At 67.2% G+C, this 15,586-nt stretch carries 18 protein-coding genes and 1 tRNA gene; 5 read left to right on the forward strand and 14 right to left on the reverse strand.

Annotation, left to right across the window (positions count from 1 at the left end; translation table 11 throughout):
- Positions 1–74: 74 nt before the first annotated feature.
- From ACTIFJ_RS07260 to ACTIFJ_RS07285, 6 genes are all read right to left on the reverse strand, one after another.
- Entirely contained in the window at positions 75–272 is a 198-nt protein-coding gene (locus ACTIFJ_RS07260; protein WP_439533433.1) for a hypothetical protein, read from the reverse strand.
- 40 nt (positions 273–312) lie between these two features.
- Positions 313–1,536, reverse strand: a complete 1,224-nt coding sequence (locus ACTIFJ_RS07265) for an argininosuccinate synthase (RefSeq protein WP_439533434.1) — start codon at positions 1,534–1,536, stop codon at positions 313–315.
- A 70-nt stretch (positions 1,537–1,606) separates the two neighbouring features.
- Positions 1,607–2,821 carry a class I SAM-dependent methyltransferase gene (locus ACTIFJ_RS07270; protein ID WP_439533435.1) on the reverse strand — a complete coding sequence of 405 codons (1,215 nt, stop codon included), beginning with the start codon at positions 2,819–2,821 and terminating at the stop codon, positions 1,607–1,609.
- 73 nt (positions 2,822–2,894) lie between these two features.
- Complete coding sequence (locus tag ACTIFJ_RS07275; protein WP_439533436.1) at positions 2,895–3,416, reverse strand: hypothetical protein; 522 nt, start codon at positions 3,414–3,416, stop codon at positions 2,895–2,897.
- A gap of 53 nt (positions 3,417–3,469) precedes the next feature.
- Entirely contained in the window at positions 3,470–4,675 is a 1,206-nt protein-coding gene (gene rlmN, locus ACTIFJ_RS07280) for a 23S rRNA (adenine(2503)-C(2))-methyltransferase RlmN (protein WP_439533437.1), read from the reverse strand.
- 37 nt (positions 4,676–4,712) lie between these two features.
- Complete coding sequence (locus ACTIFJ_RS07285; RefSeq protein ID WP_439533438.1) at positions 4,713–5,597, reverse strand: MBL fold metallo-hydrolase; 885 nt, start codon at positions 5,595–5,597, stop codon at positions 4,713–4,715.
- Between the two features lie 68 nt (positions 5,598–5,665).
- Between ACTIFJ_RS07285 and ACTIFJ_RS07290 the strand changes: the two genes are divergently transcribed.
- The 3 genes from ACTIFJ_RS07290 to ACTIFJ_RS07300 are packed head-to-tail and all read left to right on the forward strand — an operon-like array spanning position 5,666 to position 7,280.
- On the forward strand, positions 5,666–5,998 hold the full coding sequence (locus ACTIFJ_RS07290) for an ArsR/SmtB family transcription factor (RefSeq protein ID WP_439533439.1): 333 nt from the start codon (positions 5,666–5,668) through the stop codon (positions 5,996–5,998).
- Positions 5,995–6,516, forward strand: a complete 522-nt coding sequence (locus ACTIFJ_RS07295; protein WP_439533440.1) for a rhodanese family protein — start codon at positions 5,995–5,997, stop codon at positions 6,514–6,516. The genes ACTIFJ_RS07290 and ACTIFJ_RS07295 overlap by 4 nt, the downstream gene beginning before the upstream one ends.
- Positions 6,513–7,280: a sulfite exporter TauE/SafE family protein gene (locus tag ACTIFJ_RS07300; protein WP_439533441.1), complete on the forward strand. Its 768-nt coding sequence runs from the start codon at positions 6,513–6,515 to the stop codon at positions 7,278–7,280. The genes ACTIFJ_RS07295 and ACTIFJ_RS07300 overlap by 4 nt, the downstream gene beginning before the upstream one ends.
- Here the strand turns inward: ACTIFJ_RS07300 and ACTIFJ_RS07305 are convergent.
- From ACTIFJ_RS07305 to ACTIFJ_RS07315, 3 genes are read right to left on the reverse strand one after another with little or no spacing between them, the layout of a single operon-like run.
- Complete coding sequence (locus ACTIFJ_RS07305) at positions 7,253–8,311, reverse strand: NAD(P)/FAD-dependent oxidoreductase (protein ID WP_439533442.1); 1,059 nt, start codon at positions 8,309–8,311, stop codon at positions 7,253–7,255. The genes ACTIFJ_RS07300 and ACTIFJ_RS07305 overlap by 28 nt on opposite strands.
- A complete protein-coding gene (locus ACTIFJ_RS07310; protein ID WP_439533443.1) occupies positions 8,308–8,976 on the reverse strand; it encodes a methyltransferase domain-containing protein in 669 nt (222 codons plus the stop codon). The genes ACTIFJ_RS07305 and ACTIFJ_RS07310 overlap by 4 nt, the downstream gene beginning before the upstream one ends.
- Positions 8,973–10,079, reverse strand: a complete 1,107-nt coding sequence (locus ACTIFJ_RS07315) for a type III polyketide synthase (protein ID WP_439533444.1) — start codon at positions 10,077–10,079, stop codon at positions 8,973–8,975. Before ACTIFJ_RS07315 ends, ACTIFJ_RS07310 begins: the two co-directional genes overlap by 4 nt.
- Positions 10,080–10,194: 115 nt before the next feature.
- On the opposite strand from ACTIFJ_RS07315, the gene ACTIFJ_RS07320 reads away from it, so the two are divergent.
- A complete protein-coding gene (locus tag ACTIFJ_RS07320) occupies positions 10,195–11,091 on the forward strand; it encodes a P1 family peptidase (RefSeq protein WP_439533445.1) in 897 nt (298 codons plus the stop codon).
- Here ACTIFJ_RS07320 and ACTIFJ_RS07325 read toward each other — a convergent pair.
- Positions 11,088–11,630: a hypothetical protein gene (locus ACTIFJ_RS07325; protein ID WP_439533446.1), complete on the reverse strand. Its 543-nt coding sequence runs from the start codon at positions 11,628–11,630 to the stop codon at positions 11,088–11,090. The two genes, ACTIFJ_RS07320 and ACTIFJ_RS07325, sit on opposite strands and share 4 nt — an antisense overlap.
- A gap of 121 nt (positions 11,631–11,751) precedes the next feature.
- On the opposite strand from ACTIFJ_RS07325, the gene ACTIFJ_RS07330 reads away from it, so the two are divergent.
- Positions 11,752–11,828, forward strand: a tRNA-Arg gene (locus ACTIFJ_RS07330).
- 242 nt (positions 11,829–12,070) lie between these two features.
- Here ACTIFJ_RS07330 and ACTIFJ_RS07335 read toward each other — a convergent pair.
- From ACTIFJ_RS07335 to ACTIFJ_RS07350, 4 genes are all read right to left on the reverse strand, one after another.
- The gene (locus ACTIFJ_RS07335; protein ID WP_439533447.1) at positions 12,071–13,768 is read right to left on the reverse strand and encodes a recombinase family protein; all 1,698 of its coding nucleotides are present in this window, start codon (positions 13,766–13,768) and stop codon (positions 12,071–12,073) included.
- Positions 13,765–14,262, reverse strand: coding sequence for a DUF2924 domain-containing protein (locus ACTIFJ_RS07340; RefSeq protein WP_439533448.1), 498 nt, complete (start codon positions 14,260–14,262; stop codon positions 13,765–13,767). Before ACTIFJ_RS07340 ends, ACTIFJ_RS07335 begins: the two co-directional genes overlap by 4 nt.
- Before the next feature lie 12 nt (positions 14,263–14,274).
- Positions 14,275–14,595: a DUF3489 domain-containing protein gene (locus ACTIFJ_RS07345; protein ID WP_439533449.1), complete on the reverse strand. Its 321-nt coding sequence runs from the start codon at positions 14,593–14,595 to the stop codon at positions 14,275–14,277.
- 482 nt (positions 14,596–15,077) lie between these two features.
- On the reverse strand, positions 15,078–15,586 hold a 509-nt coding region (locus ACTIFJ_RS07350; protein ID WP_439533450.1), incomplete at its 5' end, for a winged helix-turn-helix transcriptional regulator.

A 15,586-nucleotide genomic window follows, 5' to 3' on the forward strand; every position in this document is an offset into this window, starting at 1 on the left:
GCGGCCAGCGTCGCCGCCGGCTCGGTCGGCAGCAGCCGCCCCAGCGGCACAATCAGCAGGTCGACGACGAGATTTCAGATAAGCCCCCATTCGAAACTGAAATAGCGACGCAGAAAGGGCGATTCCGCGCCATGGTTCATCACATGGTAGCGGGCCGCATGGGCAAAATGGTCCGGCATCAGCGGCATCGGCGCGATGACGAACGGCAGCGTCGACACCACTGCCAGCAGCAGCCAGAACCAGCCCGCCTCCCAGAACGGCCGCCCCGTCATGACCGTCAGGCCCCGCTTTTGCCGAAGCGCCGGCGCCGCCTCAACGGCCTTCGCGCCGCCCCAGCAGCCGCAGCCGCAGCGCGTTGAGCTTGATGAAGCCCTCGGCATCACGCTGGTCATAAGCGCCGGCATCGTCCTCGAACGTCACAATCCCCGCCGAATAAAGCGAATTGGGCGACTTGCGGCCGACCACCGACGCCGAGCCCTTGTACAGCTTCAGCCGCACCGTGCCCGAGACATGGGTTTGGCTGTGGTCGATCGCCGCCTGCAGCATCTCGCGCTCGGGGCTGAACCAGAAGCCGTTGTAGAGCAGCCCGGCATAGCGCACTGCCAGCTCGTCCTTCAGATGCGCGGCACCGCGATCAAGGGTGATCTGCTCGATGCCGCGATGCGCCTGGTGCAGGATGGTGCCGCCCGGTGTCTCGTACATGCCGCGGGACTTCATGCCGACGAAGCGGTTCTCGACAAGATCGAGCCGGCCGATGCCATGGGTGCGCCCGAGGTCGTTGAGCCGCGCCAGCAGCGAGGCGGGCGACAGCCCCTCGCCATTGACCGCCACGGCATCGCCGCGCTCGAAATCGATGGTGATATATTCGGGCGTGTCCGGCGCGGACTCCGGGCTGTCGGTCCGGCTGTACACATAGTCCGGCACCTCGGCCCAGGGGTCCTCGAGCACCTTGCCCTCGGACGAGGTGTGCAGGAGATTGGCGTCGGTCGAGAACGGCGATTCGCCACGCTTGTCCTTGGAAACCGGGATCTGGTGCGCCTCGGCAAAGGCGATCAGCGCCTCGCGGCTGTTGAGATCCCATTCCCGCCACGGCGCGATGATGCGGATATCGGGCGCCAGCGCATAATAGCCGAGCTCGAACCGCACCTGGTCATTGCCCTTGCCGGTAGCACCATGGCTCACCGCATCGGCGCCGACCGCCTTGGCAATCTCGATCTGCTTCTTGGCGATCAGCGGCCGGGCGATCGAGGTGCCGAGCAGATACTGGCCCTCATACAGCGCGTTGGCCCGCATCATCGGGAACACATAGTCGCGCACGAACTCCTCGCGCAGATCTTCGATGAAGATGTGCTCAGGTCTGACCCCCATCATCACCGCCTTGGCGCGCGCCGGCTCCAGCTCCTCGCCCTGGCCGAGGTCGGCGGTGAAGGTCACCACCTCGCAGCCATAGGTCTGCTGCAGCCATTTGAGGATGACGCTGGTGTCCAACCCGCCCGAATAGGCAAGCACGACACGATTGATGGAGGCCTTGCTCATGGTCGGGCGGTTCCTGTGTGGAGTGTTCGGGCCGGCTATAGCGGGGCGGACCTGCGATGCAATGCCCGCATCACGCCGTCAGTTTCAACTCGGCGTCGCGGATCCAGTCGCGCGTCGGCGGCAGCGCGTCCCGGCGCTTGGCCAGCTGCACCTGCACGTTCATATGGCCGTCGTTGAAGAAGGCCGACCGCGCCGCCGCAAGGTAAAAGGCCCACATCCGGAAGAAGCGGGCGTCATACAGCGCCTCGATCTCGGCCTGCTTCGCCATGCAGCGGTCGTACCAGGCATCGAGCGTCCAGCCATAGTGCAGCCGCAACACCTCGATATCGGTGATCCATAGCCAGGATCGCTCGATATGCGGCACGATCTGCGACAGCGCCGGCGAATAGCCGCCGGGAAAAATATACTTCGCCGTCCAGGGATCGGTCGCCCCCGGTCCGTCGGCGCGGGCGATGGTGTGAATCAGCGCCACCCCATCGTCGGCGAGCAGCCGCTCCACCGTCTCGAAATAGGTCCGGTACTGCGGCAGCCCGACATGCTCGAACATCCCCACCGAGACGATCCGGTCAAACGACCCTTCCAGCCGGCGATAGTCGATCAGCTCGTAGCGCACACCGGTCAGCCCCTGCCGCTCGGTCTCGGCGCGGGCATATTTGAGCTGCTCCTCCGAGAGCGTGATGCCGAGCACCTCGGCCCCGGATACCTTGTGAAGATAGCGCGCCAGCCCGCCCCAGCCGCAGCCGATATCGAGCACCTTCTGCCCGGGCTTCAAGTCGAGCTTCGCGGCGATATGCGCCAGCTTGGCCTCCTGCGCCTGCTCCAGCGTCTCGACGCCCGGCGCCCAATAGGCGCAGCTGTACTGGCGGTGCGGATCGAGGAACAGGTCATAGAGCCGGTCATCAAGATCATAATGATGGGCGACATTGCGCTTCGCCCGCCGCTCGAAGTTGCGCTGGTCGAACCAGGCCGCCACCGCCGCCTGCCGCCACAGCGCGAAGCGGACCGGGTTCGAGCGCTCCCAGCGCAGATTGTAGGTCACCAGGTCGACGAGGTCGCGGATATCGCCCTTTTCGATCACCAGCCGTCCGTCCATGAACGCCTCACCAGCGCCCAGCGCCAGGTTGAGCGCCAGCTTGCGCGGCGTTCCGCTGTCCGTAAAGCGGATCACCACATCCGGCCGGCCGACCTCGGATACGCCGTACCGCTCACGCCGACCATCGGCGTAGGTGACGTCAAGTTCGCCGGAGCGGATGAACTTGCGGAATAGACGATCCAGGAGAAACATGGGGGAGATATAGCTTGTTCATCAAGGCTGGCCACCCCATTGTTCGCACGCGCGGAAAGGTCGGCGAAGAACGTTATCCGGGCCGCCGTTCCTCCGCGTCTGGCTCCTCGTCATCCACATCGTCGTCATCGCCGTCATCAACGTCGATGTCGTCATCATCGGCATCGTCATCGGCGGTTTCATCTTCCTCGCCATGGTCGCTGGCCACGGCCCCCAGCGGGTCCTCGCCGCTGTCTGCGACTCCGGCAAGCAGGCCGCGGTCATCATCATCGCCGCCAATGTCATCGTCGCCGCCGTCGCCGCGCGTCCCGTCGGGGACATCGATATCGGACACCACCGTGTCGCCGTCATCCATCATCGGCTCGCCCGCATAGGCGCCCATGTCGACCCGGCCCGAGGCCAGCATCTCCTTCATGTGGTCGACGGTATCGATCAGGTCATTGTCGTCGGTGATGCCGCCTTTGGGCTTGCGGCTGGCGAGCATGTCATGGTCATCGCCGGGCAGCCCGTCGAGCCGGTCCTGCGCCACATCCTGCGCCTGGTCCTCGCCGGTCTGCTCGTTGCTTTCGGTCTGCGGTTCCCTGGGTTTCGACATCGGACTGCTCCTTCCCCGCTCAAACTGCGGGGGAGCGCCAGTGTTTCAACCCGTCAGTCGACCCAGCTCGCTTCCTTTTCCGTCGCACGCCGGTCGAGCTCGGCGCGGGTGATCTTCTCGGACGAGGATTTCAGCTGGCCGCAGGCGGCCATGATATCGCGGCCGCGCGGCCGGCGGATCGGCGCCGAGATGCCGGCCTCGAAGATGATGTTGGAAAAGGCGTTGACCCGTTCCCCGGTCGAGGTCTCGTAGATCGAGCCCGGCCAGGGGTTGAACGGGATCAGATTGACCTTCGCCGGCAGCTTGTACTTGCGGATCAGCCGGACCAGCTCGTAAGCATCCTCGTCGCGGTCGTTCTTGTCCTTCAGCATCACATATTCAAAGGTGATGCGCCGCGCATTGCTGGCGCCCGGATAGGCGGCGCAGGCGGCGAGCAGTTCCTCGATGCCGTATTTCTTGTTGATCGGCACGATCTCGTCGCGGATCTCCTTGGTCACCGCATGCAGCGACACGGCGAGGTTGACGCCGATCTCGTCGCCGGCCCGGGCCATCATCGGCACCACGCCCGACGTGCTCAGCGTAATCCGGCGCTTGGACAGCCCCAGCCCTTCACCGTCCATCACGATCGCCAGCGCGTCGCGGACATTGTCGAAATTATAAAGCGGCTCGCCCATGCCCATCATGACGATGTTGGTCAGCATCCGGCCTTCCTCGGCGGACGGCCATTCGCCGAGCGCATCGCGCGCCAGCATCACCTGGCCGACAATCTCGGCCGGGGTCAGGTTGCGCACCAGCTTCATCGTGCCGGTAAAGCAGAAACGGCAATTCAAGGTGCAGCCGACCTGGCTGGAGACGCAGAGCGTGCCGCGGTCGGCATCGGGGATGAACACGCATTCGGCTTCCTCGCCGTCCTCGAAGCGCAGCAGCCATTTGCGAGTGCCATCGGTGCTGACCTGGGCGGTGACCACCTCGGGCCGGCCGACGACGAAATGCCGGTCGAGCAGGTCGCGCGTGTCCTTCGAGATATTGGCGAAGTCGCCAATCTCGAGCGCGCCGCGATGATAGATCCAGTGCCAGACCTGCTGCATGCGCATCCGCGCCTGCTTCTCTGGAATGCCGACCTCGATCAGCGCGGCGCGCACCTCGTCGCGCGACAGGCCGAGCAGCGAGCGCTTGCCGTCGGCGCGCGGTGTCGCCGGCTTGCGGGGCGTCACCTTGGGGTCGACAGCCCCGGCGATGGGCATGAGTTCGGTATCCATGCGTTGCCCATAGCCGGGATGCCGCGATTGCGAAAGCTCAGGCGATGCTGACCGGGATGCGCAGGAACACCCCGCCCCGTGCCGTCGGCGGCGGCAGCTGGCCGCCGCGGATGTTGACCTGCAGCGACGGCAGGATCAGCACCGGCGCCGCCAGCGTGCGGTCGCGTGCCTCGCGCCGCGCGACGAACGCCGCCTCGTCCACGCCGTCATGGACATGAACGTTGCCGGCGTGCTGGGCGGCTACCGTCGTCTCGAAGCGATAGTCGCTGCGGCCCTCGGGCAGATAATCATGGCCGACGAACATCCGCGTTTCCGGCGGCAGGGCGAGCAGCCGGCGGATCGAGCGATACAGGGTGCGGGCGTCGCCGCCGGGGAAGTCGGCGCGGGCGGTGCCATAGTCGGGCATGAACATCGTGTCGCCGACAAAGGCCGCGTCGCCGATCAGATAGGAGACACAGGCTGGCGTATGGCCGGGGGTATGGATCGCGCCGATCGACAGCGTGCCGAGCGGCAGCGTCTCGCCTTCGTTCAGCAGCACATCGAACTGCCGCCCGTCGGTGGCCACGTCATCGGCCTCGAAGCGCGGCGCAAACACCTGCTGCACCTCGGTGATATGGGCGCCGATCACCAGCTTGGCGCCAGTCTGGCGGCGCAGCCAGTCGCCGGCCGAAAGATGATCGGCATGGGCATGGGTCTCCAACACCCAGTCCAGCCGCAAGCCGCGCTCGCGGACCGCCTCGAGCAGCCGCTGCGCCGAGCCATGGCTGACCACCCCGCCCTTGGGCTCATAGTCGAGCACCGGGTCGATGATCGCGGCGACACCATCGGCGCTGACCAGATGGGTGGCGGTCGAGGTGGCGGGGTCGAAGAAGGTCTCGACCTTCGGGCGTCCCTCGCTGCGGGCACAGGCTTCAATGGTCATCACATGTCTCCTTCACGTCTCTATATATTAGATATTGCTAAATTAGAATCAAGCGATATATTTGCGGCATGATCAATGCCGACCGCTTCACCATCGAACAGCTCGAAGCCAGCGCCGCGGCCGCCAGCCGGCTATTGCGGGCACTGGCCAATGAGCGGCGGCTACTGATCCTCTGCCAGCTTGCCGGCGGTGAACGCCCGGCCGGCAGCCTGCAGGCCGGACTCGGTGTCTCGCAATCGGCGCTGTCGCAGCATCTGGCGGTGCTGCGCGCCGATGGCCTCGTCGCCACAAGGCGGGAGGGGCAGACGATCCATTACCGGATCGCCGACCCTGCCGCCGCCCGCCTGCTCGAAACGCTGGCGGAGCTTTACTGCCCCCCCGAAACGGAGACCCGGCCATGACCCTCATCCCGATCACCCCCAAAGAGGCCCGCGCCCGGCTCGATGCCGGCCAGGCCTGCCTCATCGACATTCGCGGTGCCGATGAATTCGCCCGCGGCCATGTCGCCGGCGCCCGGCTGCTGCCGGCCGACATGATCACTGCCGAGGCCCTGCCCGGCGATGGCCGCAGCCTGATCTTCACCTGCCGGACCGGCATGCGCACGGCGGCCAACGCCGCCCGCCTCGCCGCATTGGCACCTGGCGCCATGGTACTCGAAGGCGGCCTCGATGGCTGGCGCAAGGCCGGCCTGCCGGTGGTGGAGAACAGGGCGGCGCCGCTGGAGATCATGCGCCAGGTTCAGATCGCTGCCGGGCTGCTGATCCTCGCCGGCGTCATCCTCGGCTTCCTGGTCGCGCCCGGCTGGTTTGCGCTGGCCGGCTTCGTCGGCGCCGGACTGACCTTTGCCGGGCTGACCGGCTTCTGCGGGATGGCCCGGCTGCTGGCACTGATGCCCTGGAACAAGACCGCCCGCGCATGACCGAGCCGATGATCATCGCCGTTCTCGGCGGCGCCGTGATCGCGCTGCTTCTGGGCGTCTTCGGCGGCGGCGGCTCGGTGCTGGCGACGCCGCTGCTCATCTACGGCGTCGGCATCACCAGCCCGCATGTCGCCATCGGCACGGCGGCGGCGGCGGTGGCAATCAACGCGCTGGCCGGGCTGGTGCTGCAGGCGCGTGGCGGCCAGGTCAAATGGCCGTGCGCGCTGGTGTTCGGCGCCGCCGGTCTGTCCGGCGCGCTGGTCGGCGCCCATTTTGCCAAGCAGATGGACGGAACCGCGCTGCTCGGCTGGTTCGCGCTGGCGATGGCGCTGGTCGGCGGCTCGATGCTGCTGCCGCGCCGCACGGCCGGGGACCCGCAGGTCCATCTGACCGCACCGATGACGCTCAAGCTGGCGCCGGCCGGGCTCGGCGTCGGGCTGGCCTCGGGCTTCTTCGGCATCGGCGGCGGCTTCCTCATCGTCCCCGGCCTGATGGCCGCCACCGGCATGACGCTGGCCAATGCCGCCGCCTCCAGCCTGGTGTCGGTCGCCCTGTTCGGCGCTGCCACCAGCGCCAGCTATGCCGTCTCGGGACTGATCGACCGGCCGGTGCTGGCCGCCCTGTTGGTCGGCGGTGTCGGCGGGGCCTTGCTGGCCCTGCCCATCGCCCGCCGCCTGGCCGGCCACGCCGCGCTCGCCCGTCGTCTGTTCGCGCTAATGGTCATTGCCACCGCCGCCTATGTCGCCAGCCGCGCACTCGGCTGATCGACCCGCGTCCACCTCGCCAGCGTGCCGATCAGCGCCGGCACCGCCCCCAGCCCGGAGACCAGCGCGAACCGCCCGAGCCGCGTCCCCGCCAGCCGCTGCACCGCCGTCGCCAGCCGCACCTGCCGCCCGATATCGCCGCGCAGACGGCGGTGAAAGGCGAGCGGCCCCGCCTCCAGCATCGTCGCCGCCAGCCGGCCCGAGTGGAGCGCAATCGCCATCCCGTCGCCGCAGAAGCTGGGGATCACCGCCGCCTGGTCGCCGAGCCGCCACAGCCCGTCGGCGGGTGGTGCCAGATAGCCATAGGGCACGCCGGAAATCGTCAGCGGCTTCGCCCGCAAAGGCTCGGCGTCGGCGAGCCTTTCCAGCCCGTTTTCGCCCAGAAGTGACCCGAAAACGCCCTCCCAGCGTCCCCCCAGCGCCTGAAAACGTCGCTTTTCGAGCAACAGACAGAGGTTGATGACGCCGTTTTCGACCCGTTGCAGCCCGGCATAGCCGCCTTCGAACAGCGTCACCTCGACCGCACTGCCCAGCCGCATCGCCAGCGCCGGCGCGCGGAAATATTGTTTGAAGCCGATCATGTCGTCGATCGTCCCCGCCCGGTCGCGCCCCAATCCCCGCAGCTCATGCTTGCCGGTGGCGATCAGCAGCGGCCCACCGTCCGCCCGCAGGCGCGCTTCCTCCAGCGAGGCGATGGCGGTGCGGACCACCGCCGCCCCCTGCCGGCCGGCATGGGCCAGCAACGCCTCGTCGAGGCAGCGACGGCTGACGCCGGTGGCGACGAACGGCAGCCGCGCCTCGACCGTACGATCACCGGCATGAAACCGTATCCGGTCGATCCGCGCCCCGCCCAGCGCGCCCACATCGAAGCCGATTGCGGCCAGCGTCTCGCCCGCCTCCACCGACAAGAATTCGCCGCAGATCTTGTCATGGGCATCGGCCTCGCGCTCATGCACCACGGCACCGCGTCCCAGCATCGCCGCGGCCGCACTGCCGGCCAGCCCGCCGCCGACGATCAGCGCCCGCGTCATCGGCTGGCGACGCCCCAGCGGAAGGGCAGGTGCCAGCGGACCTCGGCCTCGACCTCCGCTTCGGCCAGCAACCGCTCCCAATCAGCCCGCACAAAGGCGCGGCGCACCGACAGCGCCCCGTCGTGGCGGACGATCGGGTGAAAGCGCCCCGCCGCCGCCAACGCCCGAAAGCCGGCATGCGCCAGCCAGTGCCGGTGCAGATCGTTGATGAACCACCCCCGCCGCGCCGTCGCCTGCATCCAGCGCAGGAAGCCGACCAATTCCGGATCGGTCATGTGATGGGCCACCAGCGACGAAATGATGAAGTCCGGCGCCAGCGCATGATCGGCCGTGTCGCCGGTGATATAGCGGATAGGCAGCCCCGGCCCGGCGGCCCGAGCAGCCGCGGCACTGTTCGGATTCCGGTCGATGCCGGTCAGCTCGGCCGTCAGCCCCCGCGCGGCGGCCCAGCCGGCGATGGCGCGCAGCATGTCGCCCTGGCCATAGCCGACATCGAGCAGCGTGAAGCGATTCATGCCCCGCGTTACCCGCGCCAGCCAGGCCAGCGTCGGCCGGCGCGCCAGCGTCCACCGATTGACCCGGGCCAGGTCAGCCAGCACATCGGCATAGACCGCCGCCGGCAGATCCTCGGCGTCCATCAGCTCCGGCGCCGTGGCGCGGTTCATGTCGTGCTGAAGCGGAAGCTCTCGGCCGCCAGCCCCGGCCCGAAGGCCATCGCCATCCCCGGCGCATCGCGCGGCACCGTGCCCCCGGCGACACCGCGCAGCAGCCGTTGCAGCACGAACATCAGCGTCGCCGACGACATGTTGCCGCAATCGTTGAGCACCTTGCGCGAGCCCGCCAGCGCGTCCGAGGCCAGGCCCAGCCCGGTCTCGACCGCATCGAGGATCGTCCGCCCGCCGGCATGGACGGCCCACAGCGCATAATCCTCGGGCCGAGTTCCCCGCAGCAGCCCGCCGCCATCATTGCGCCCGGCCTCGATCGCCAGCGCCCGCTGGATGCGGCCCGGCACCTCGCCCGACAAATGCATGTCGAAGCCCTGGTCGCCGATCCGCCAGCTGATCGCATCGGCACTGTCGGCGATAGTGGCGGCGCGGAAATCCTGCAGCGCCAGCCCGTGCGGCTCGGCGGTGACCAGTGCGGCGGCGCAGCCATCGCCGAATAACAGCATCGACAGCAGCCGATCGAGCTCGGTCGTCTGCTGGAAGTGCAGCGTGCAAAGCTCCAGATTGACGACGAGCACCCGCGCCTCGGGTTCGGAGCGGACGAAATGATGCGCCAGCCGCAGCGCATTGACCGCCGCATAACAGCCCATGAAGCCGACGACGGTGCGCTCCACCGAAGGATCGAGCCCAGCCTGGCTGACGATCATCTGGTCGAGCCCCGGCGCAATGAACCCTGTGCAGGAGGCCACGACAAGATGGGTGATGCCGAGCCGCTCATCGGCATCGAGCCCGAGCGCGTCGATCGCCTCGCCGGCAAAACCCGGGGCCAGCGCCTCGTAGCGCGCCATCCGCTGGGCCGTGGAAGGAAAGGCGCCGGGCGTGTAGAATCCCTGCTTGTCGGCGAGGAAGCGGTTGGGGTTCTCGACCGGCTCGACATAGGACCAGCGGTGCGAGATGCCGGCGCGGCCGACCATCCGCCGGAAGATCAGCGACTGGCGCCGGTCCTCGATCAGGTCGCCGACAAAGGCCAGAAACGCTTCATGGACATCATGGGGCGGCAGCGCCGTGCCGATGCGGTTGATATGGGCCGTGGGGACATTCATCTGTTTCTCTCCTGCCACCGGCCAGCCACCCAGGGCACCGTGGACGCCCCGGCAGGCGGCTGCAAGGCGACACGGCGTCTCGGCACCCTCGGGCGCTTCTGCTACAATCCCCGGCATGCGCAGTTGTTTCACCGACGTGCCCGGGCTCGTCATCGGCCACGCCCATGACGTGCGGGCCCGGACCGGGGTGACCGTGGTGGTGCCGGACGCGCCGGTAGTGATGGCCGTCGATGTCCGCGGCGGCGGCCCCGGCACCCGGGAGACCGATGCGCTGGACCCGAGCACGCTCGTCGAGCGCGTCCACGGCCTCGTCCTGTCCGGCGGCTCGGTGTTCGGCCTCGCCGCGGCCGACGCGCTGGCCCTGGCGCTATCCGGCGATGGTATCGGCCTCGATGTCGGGCCGGGCCTGCCGCGCGTCCCCGTCGTGCCGGGCGCCATCCTGTTCGATCTCGGCAATGGCGGCGAGAAGGGCTGGGGCGACCATCCGCCCTATGCCGAGCTCGCCCGCCGGGCCTACGCAGCGCGCGGGCGGGGGCCGGAGGGCGGCGACATGTCCGGCGCGCTCGGTGCCGGGCATGGCGCGCGCGCCGGCAGTCGGCCCGGCGGCATCGGCAGCGTGTCGATCCGCAGCCGCGGCGGCTTCAGCATCGGTGCGCTGGTCGCCGTCAACAGCTTCGGCGAGGTCCATGCCGGCGCGCCGCCGGCCGGTGCCGTGCCGATGCCGAAGCTCGGCAAGGTCGATGGCCTGGTGCGCCAGAGCACCTGCATCGGCGCCATCGCCACTGATGCCCCGCTCAGCCGCGCCCAGGCCCGGCGCGTGGCGATGATGGCGCAGGATGGCCTCGCCCGCGCCATCCGCCCCATCCACACGCCGTTCGACGGCGACGCGCTGTTCGTGCTGTCGACGGCAATTGAGGGCGCGCCCCTCGACGCCGTGGCCCTGACCGAAATCGGCACGCTGGCCGCCGACATGGTCGCGGCCGCCGTGCGCAAGGGTGCCGGGCTCGACTAATCCAGCCCGGCGACGCGAACCGCTTCCAGCCGGTCGAGACGCAGCCGCAAATCGAGCGCCCGCGCCGCCAGCGCCGCCTCGTCGGGGCGGTCGGCGAGCCCGTCCTCCAGTTCCTCAAGCGCCGCCGATGTCTCGCCGAGCGTCAGGAACAGCGCCTCGAAGCGGCTGGCCTGGGTGTCCCGCTCGGTATCATTATCGGCACTGGCGGCGCGGATGGCGGCCAGCGCATCACGCCGCTGGCCCGGCCAGCGCTTCTCGACATCGGCAATCGCCGCCTCCAGCGCGGTCAACCGGTCGGCGGCATCGGCCGGCAGCGGCAGCGGCTCAGGCACGCCGAGCAACGGTGGCGGCGTGGTGAAGGTGACGGCGGCATCGGGCGCACAACCGGCACAGGCGCCGAGCGGCACCCGCGGCACCAGCGGCGACACCTCATTGGCGCGCGGCGCCAGCGACGGCCAGCCGCCTTTTTCGGTGGAGGCGCAGCCGGCCAGCACGACCAGCAAGGCAAGAGCGCAGAAGCGGGCGGGACCATGGTTCATGCTTCTGCTGCTAGCGCCGCCGGTGGCATCGCGCAACGCGCCTGCGAAAATGCCCGGACGCCTCCCGCGCAGACATCTCCGGTTGCCAAGTCCGATCACCTCCCCTATAGCCCGCCGCGTTGCGCCCGTAGCTCAGCTGGATAGAGCATCAGACTACGAATCTGAGGGTCGGACGTTCGAATCGTTCCGGGCGCACCAATCTTTTTGAAGCGTTAGAGCGACATGGGTGGGCGATGAGGTCCCCCGAATTCACCTCGTGATGTCCGCGGTTTAGCTTGGGGCCCCGCATCACGTGCTCAGACGAGAGACGATTCTGCACGGCCGGGATCGCCCTAAACGGACGCCATGCTCACCGAGTCCATAACCCAGTCGTCAGATGCGATGCTGATTTGATGCGATGGTTGCGGTGGCCCGCGCTGCGGTTGGGACTGCGGCGGGGCTTACTTGAACCCCAAAAGTGCCCGCTGCTCTGCCCAATCGGTTGGCAGGTTGGTGAGCTTGGCCAGTCGCTGCCGGGTAAGCGTGATCGGCTGGCGTCCTTCGACGATGGCAGTGACGATGCAAGGTGCAAGGGTGGAGAGCCGCAGCAGCCGCGTGAAGTGCTCGACCGAGTAACCTTGGGCGGCAGCAACCTTCACGACTGTTGCATCGCCGGCTGCAATCATCGCATGCCAGGCGCCGCGGGCCAGCGCCATCAGCTTAATAAGGCTCGGATCGGCCTGAGCGGGCGGAGAGATGGTGTCGTCACCGATGACGAGCCGTACTTCCTTGCCGCGCCGGATTCGCGCCATCGGCACGGACAACTGGTATGTAGATGGTGATGCTCCAGATACTGATGCGGTTGGCGCTGACGTTGCTGGCACGAGATCTTCCGGCAGTAGGGCAGCAAGGCAGATGGTCAGCTCGACCCGGTCGTCGTGCACCTCAACCCGGCGGAGAAGACTGACTGCCGCTGACGGAGCGTCGTCAACGGCCGCCGCCAACATTTTAGCGCTGAGGATGAGCTTCGGCAGTTGTTCGTCGCGGAACTGCAAGCGCGCTGCGGCTCCATCGAGCGATGCGGCGTTGGTCAGGAACGCCCGCAGTCGCTGCGTGACCGTGGCGTCAAGTTCAGATGCCGGTACCCGCCGGCTTGGGCCGGGTGTGATCTCAGCATCGGCAGGGTTGGTGATGTAGTAGTGATAGCGCTTAGTCCCGCGATTGGCCTGGCTGCCCTGCATCCGCCGCCCCAGGCCATCATAAAGCAGCCCGCGCAGTAGCTTGTTGTGCTGTAGGTTCTGCTCGCTGGCCCGGGCGATGCGATTGCTGGCCAGCTGAGCTTGGGTGGCCTCCCAGATGTCTGTGCTGATGATGGCCTCATGCTCCCCAGGGAAGTGGTCGGCCTTGTGCATGACCTCACCGATGTAGACGCGGTTGGTCAGCAGGTGCGCAAGACTACCCCTGGCCCAGGCAATGCCGCCACGCGTCCCGCCAGCGCTCGTCGCCGAAACCTTGGTGGTCAGCCCTTCACGGTTGATGGCCTCGACCGTGGCGACCACCGACCCCAGCTCAAGATACCGAGCAAAGATGCGCTGCACGGTGGCTGCCTCGGTCGTATTCACGACGAGCTTGCGATCCTGGACGTCGTAGCCAAGCGGCACTGGCCCACCCATCCACATGCCTTTGCGCTTGGACGCCGCGATCTTGTCGCGGATGCGCTCGCCAGTGACCTCCCGCTCAAACTGGGCGAAGGATAAAAGCACATTGAGTGTAAGCCGCCCCATGCTTGTGGTGGTGTTGAAGGACTGGGTCACCGACACAAAGCTGGCGCCGGCCGCATCGAGCACCTCCACAATCTTTGCAAAGTCAGCGAGACTGCGGGTGAGGCGATCGACCTTGTAGACTACGATCACCTGGATGCGGCCTGCCTGGACTTCGGTCATGAGCTGAGTCAGCCCCGGCCGGTTAATGTTGCCGCCCGAGAACCCGCCATCGTCATAAAGCTCAGGCGACAGCACCCAGCCCTCATGCCGCTGGCTCGCGATGTACGCGACACAGGCGTCGCGTTGGGCATCGAGGCTGTTGAACGCCTGTTCCAGCCCCTCCTCGGTCGATTTACGGGTGTAGATGGCGCAGCGGATGACCTTGGGCTCGCTCATGACGCCGCGGCCCGCACGGCTGACACTCGGCGGGCCGAGGACATTGCTGCGGCACCGACCTGGCCGCCGACCGAGAGTTTTACCCCGACGAACCTCGGCCCTGACCAATGGGCACCGGTGATGGCTTTAGCCACATGGCTCAGCGACGTAAAACTACGCCCGTCCATGATGAATCCATTCTCGCTAACCAGAACGTTGTAGGTGGTGCCGTTCCAGTGACGGACCAGCCGTGTGCCGGGCTTCAGGCGGGTATCGCCTCGAGGCCCGAGACTGTCGCCGCGGAGCAAACGCTGGGCAGCGCGGTCGAGCTCTCGCGCGGTGCCTGCGGGCAGCCCGCCCTGGCTGCGCTCCTGCAGACGGTAGGCTATGCCGCGCACCAGCAGGTCGGGGGTCAATCGCGGCGGCGCCGTGCGATACACGCGTCGCCACTCGGCGCGGAGTTGGGCGGGCGACATGGCTGGCAGTGCTGCCAGCTGCTCGGTGAGGACAGTCATGCCCCAGCAACCTCAGCCATCTGCGTTGGGCGTAGCGGCACGAGCGGCCACAATCCGATAGGCGTTATCGCCCGACTTGCGAGTCTCTCTGACCAGTTTCACACCCGTCTTGCGCATGCCCGACAGCAGGGCGCGGATGCTGTGTGGCTGCCAGCCGGTAGCGGCACCCAGCTCTTCCATGGTTGCCCCGCGCGCCCTTGTGAGGAGCTTAGTCATCTGGGCGGCTTTCGTGGACGGCGCGGCGGTAGCCGGCGCCTTCCGTACTGATCGTACGCGTTTTGTGAGGATGGTCATTTCGGTGTTGTCGGATTGCTGGGTGCGGATGTCAGTCATGGGGCGGCTCCGTGGACATTGGCACGGGATGTGCAGATGGTCCCACTGCCTGAAGCCCCGGGGTTAGGCGGCCGGGGTGCGGGGTGGCGCGCTATCAACTAGGCGACTCACGTGAGCACCAGCGCTCTCTGCGAGACAGAAGTCCACCCGGCCGAAACCTATTTCTTGGCATGCCGAAAACCCTAAGCTGAAAAATCGACATAAATTTGATGACACGTGTCAGTAGTGGGGTCACACACCATGCACCGGTACAGAATGACTGCCTCAATGTTCTTTAATAAGTCATTGCAGGCAGCAATTTTTTGGGCTTCCCACTCGTGTCTTAGTGTTGATCAAACCTGCCCGACCCTCCCAACTTAAAATTCTGTAGTCAGCGAGAAAATAGCTGCGCGCGGCGCATCAAAGTTTCGCCATTGAGACGAGGACAAGCGAGCAGCACCGGCGCGGGCGAGCGTAACAACTTCTTACCCTCGTAGCTGTCGTTAGCCGATCCGTTTCGGCAGGTCGAAGAGTGTCGTGAAGCGGCGGGCGGCTTCGGGGTCACCCGTCACCTCCACGCCAACCTCGGATGCCGGCATGCCGAGATAGACCATCGCGGCGAGCGGCGGCGCTTCGGGCGCAGCGAAGACGGCATTGCAGCCTTCCGGCGCGTCATGCGTGTCAGGGCGCGTTACGGTAAACATCCCGTCCGCCACCGTGCCGGTGAAGACAGTGTCTGGAAAGCGGAAGCCGATGCGCGCCCGCCAGTCGCCAGCTTTTGCCGCGTCGAACATGGTTCGCAGTGACAGCATGAAGCTGACCGGCGAGAGCGGCAGCGTGGGGTCGTGCCTGTCCGACATCGCGGCCCAACGCCCGAGTTCCTGGATCAGCGGCTCGGCGCTGTAACCCCACCGCGTGAGTTCATAAACCTGAACGGCGGTGGGCGGCGGCAGCCTGCGTCGTGTCAGCACGCCTGCTTCGGAAAGTCCGGCCAGCCGCTCGGTCAGCACCT

It is taken from the genome of Polymorphobacter sp., assembly GCF_051860865.1.
Taxonomy (GTDB): domain Bacteria; phylum Pseudomonadota; class Alphaproteobacteria; order Sphingomonadales; family Sphingomonadaceae; genus Sandarakinorhabdus.

Coding starts and splice junctions, on each gene's coding strand:
- ACTIFJ_RS07335 (WP_439533447.1), bottom strand. CDS start 13,768: ATGAGCGAGCCCAAGGTCATCCGCTGCGCCATCTACACCCGTAAATCG.
- ACTIFJ_RS07260 (WP_439533433.1), bottom strand. CDS start 272: ATGACGGGGCGGCCGTTCTGGGAGGCGGGCTGGTTCTGGCTGCTGCTG.
- ACTIFJ_RS07275 (WP_439533436.1), bottom strand. CDS start 3,416: ATGTCGAAACCCAGGGAACCGCAGACCGAAAGCAACGAGCAGACCGGC.
- ACTIFJ_RS07315 (WP_439533444.1), bottom strand. CDS start 10,079: ATGAATGTCCCCACGGCCCATATCAACCGCATCGGCACGGCGCTGCCG.
- ACTIFJ_RS07320 (WP_439533445.1), top strand. CDS start 10,195: ATGCGCAGTTGTTTCACCGACGTGCCCGGGCTCGTCATCGGCCACGCC.
- ACTIFJ_RS07340 (WP_439533448.1), bottom strand. CDS start 14,262: ATGACTGTCCTCACCGAGCAGCTGGCAGCACTGCCAGCCATGTCGCCC.
- ACTIFJ_RS07310 (WP_439533443.1), bottom strand. CDS start 8,976: ATGAACCGCGCCACGGCGCCGGAGCTGATGGACGCCGAGGATCTGCCG.
- ACTIFJ_RS07300 (WP_439533441.1), top strand. CDS start 6,513: ATGACCGAGCCGATGATCATCGCCGTTCTCGGCGGCGCCGTGATCGCG.
- ACTIFJ_RS07345 (WP_439533449.1), bottom strand. CDS start 14,595: ATGACTGACATCCGCACCCAGCAATCCGACAACACCGAAATGACCATC.
- ACTIFJ_RS07270 (WP_439533435.1), bottom strand. CDS start 2,821: ATGTTTCTCCTGGATCGTCTATTCCGCAAGTTCATCCGCTCCGGCGAA.
- ACTIFJ_RS07265 (WP_439533434.1), bottom strand. CDS start 1,536: ATGAGCAAGGCCTCCATCAATCGTGTCGTGCTTGCCTATTCGGGCGGG.
- ACTIFJ_RS07285 (WP_439533438.1), bottom strand. CDS start 5,597: ATGACCATTGAAGCCTGTGCCCGCAGCGAGGGACGCCCGAAGGTCGAG.
- ACTIFJ_RS07325 (WP_439533446.1), bottom strand. CDS start 11,630: ATGAACCATGGTCCCGCCCGCTTCTGCGCTCTTGCCTTGCTGGTCGTG.
- ACTIFJ_RS07295 (WP_439533440.1), top strand. CDS start 5,995: ATGACCCTCATCCCGATCACCCCCAAAGAGGCCCGCGCCCGGCTCGAT.
- ACTIFJ_RS07305 (WP_439533442.1), bottom strand. CDS start 8,311: ATGACGCGGGCGCTGATCGTCGGCGGCGGGCTGGCCGGCAGTGCGGCC.
- ACTIFJ_RS07290 (WP_439533439.1), top strand. CDS start 5,666: ATGATCAATGCCGACCGCTTCACCATCGAACAGCTCGAAGCCAGCGCC.
- rlmN (WP_439533437.1), bottom strand. CDS start 4,675: ATGGATACCGAACTCATGCCCATCGCCGGGGCTGTCGACCCCAAGGTG.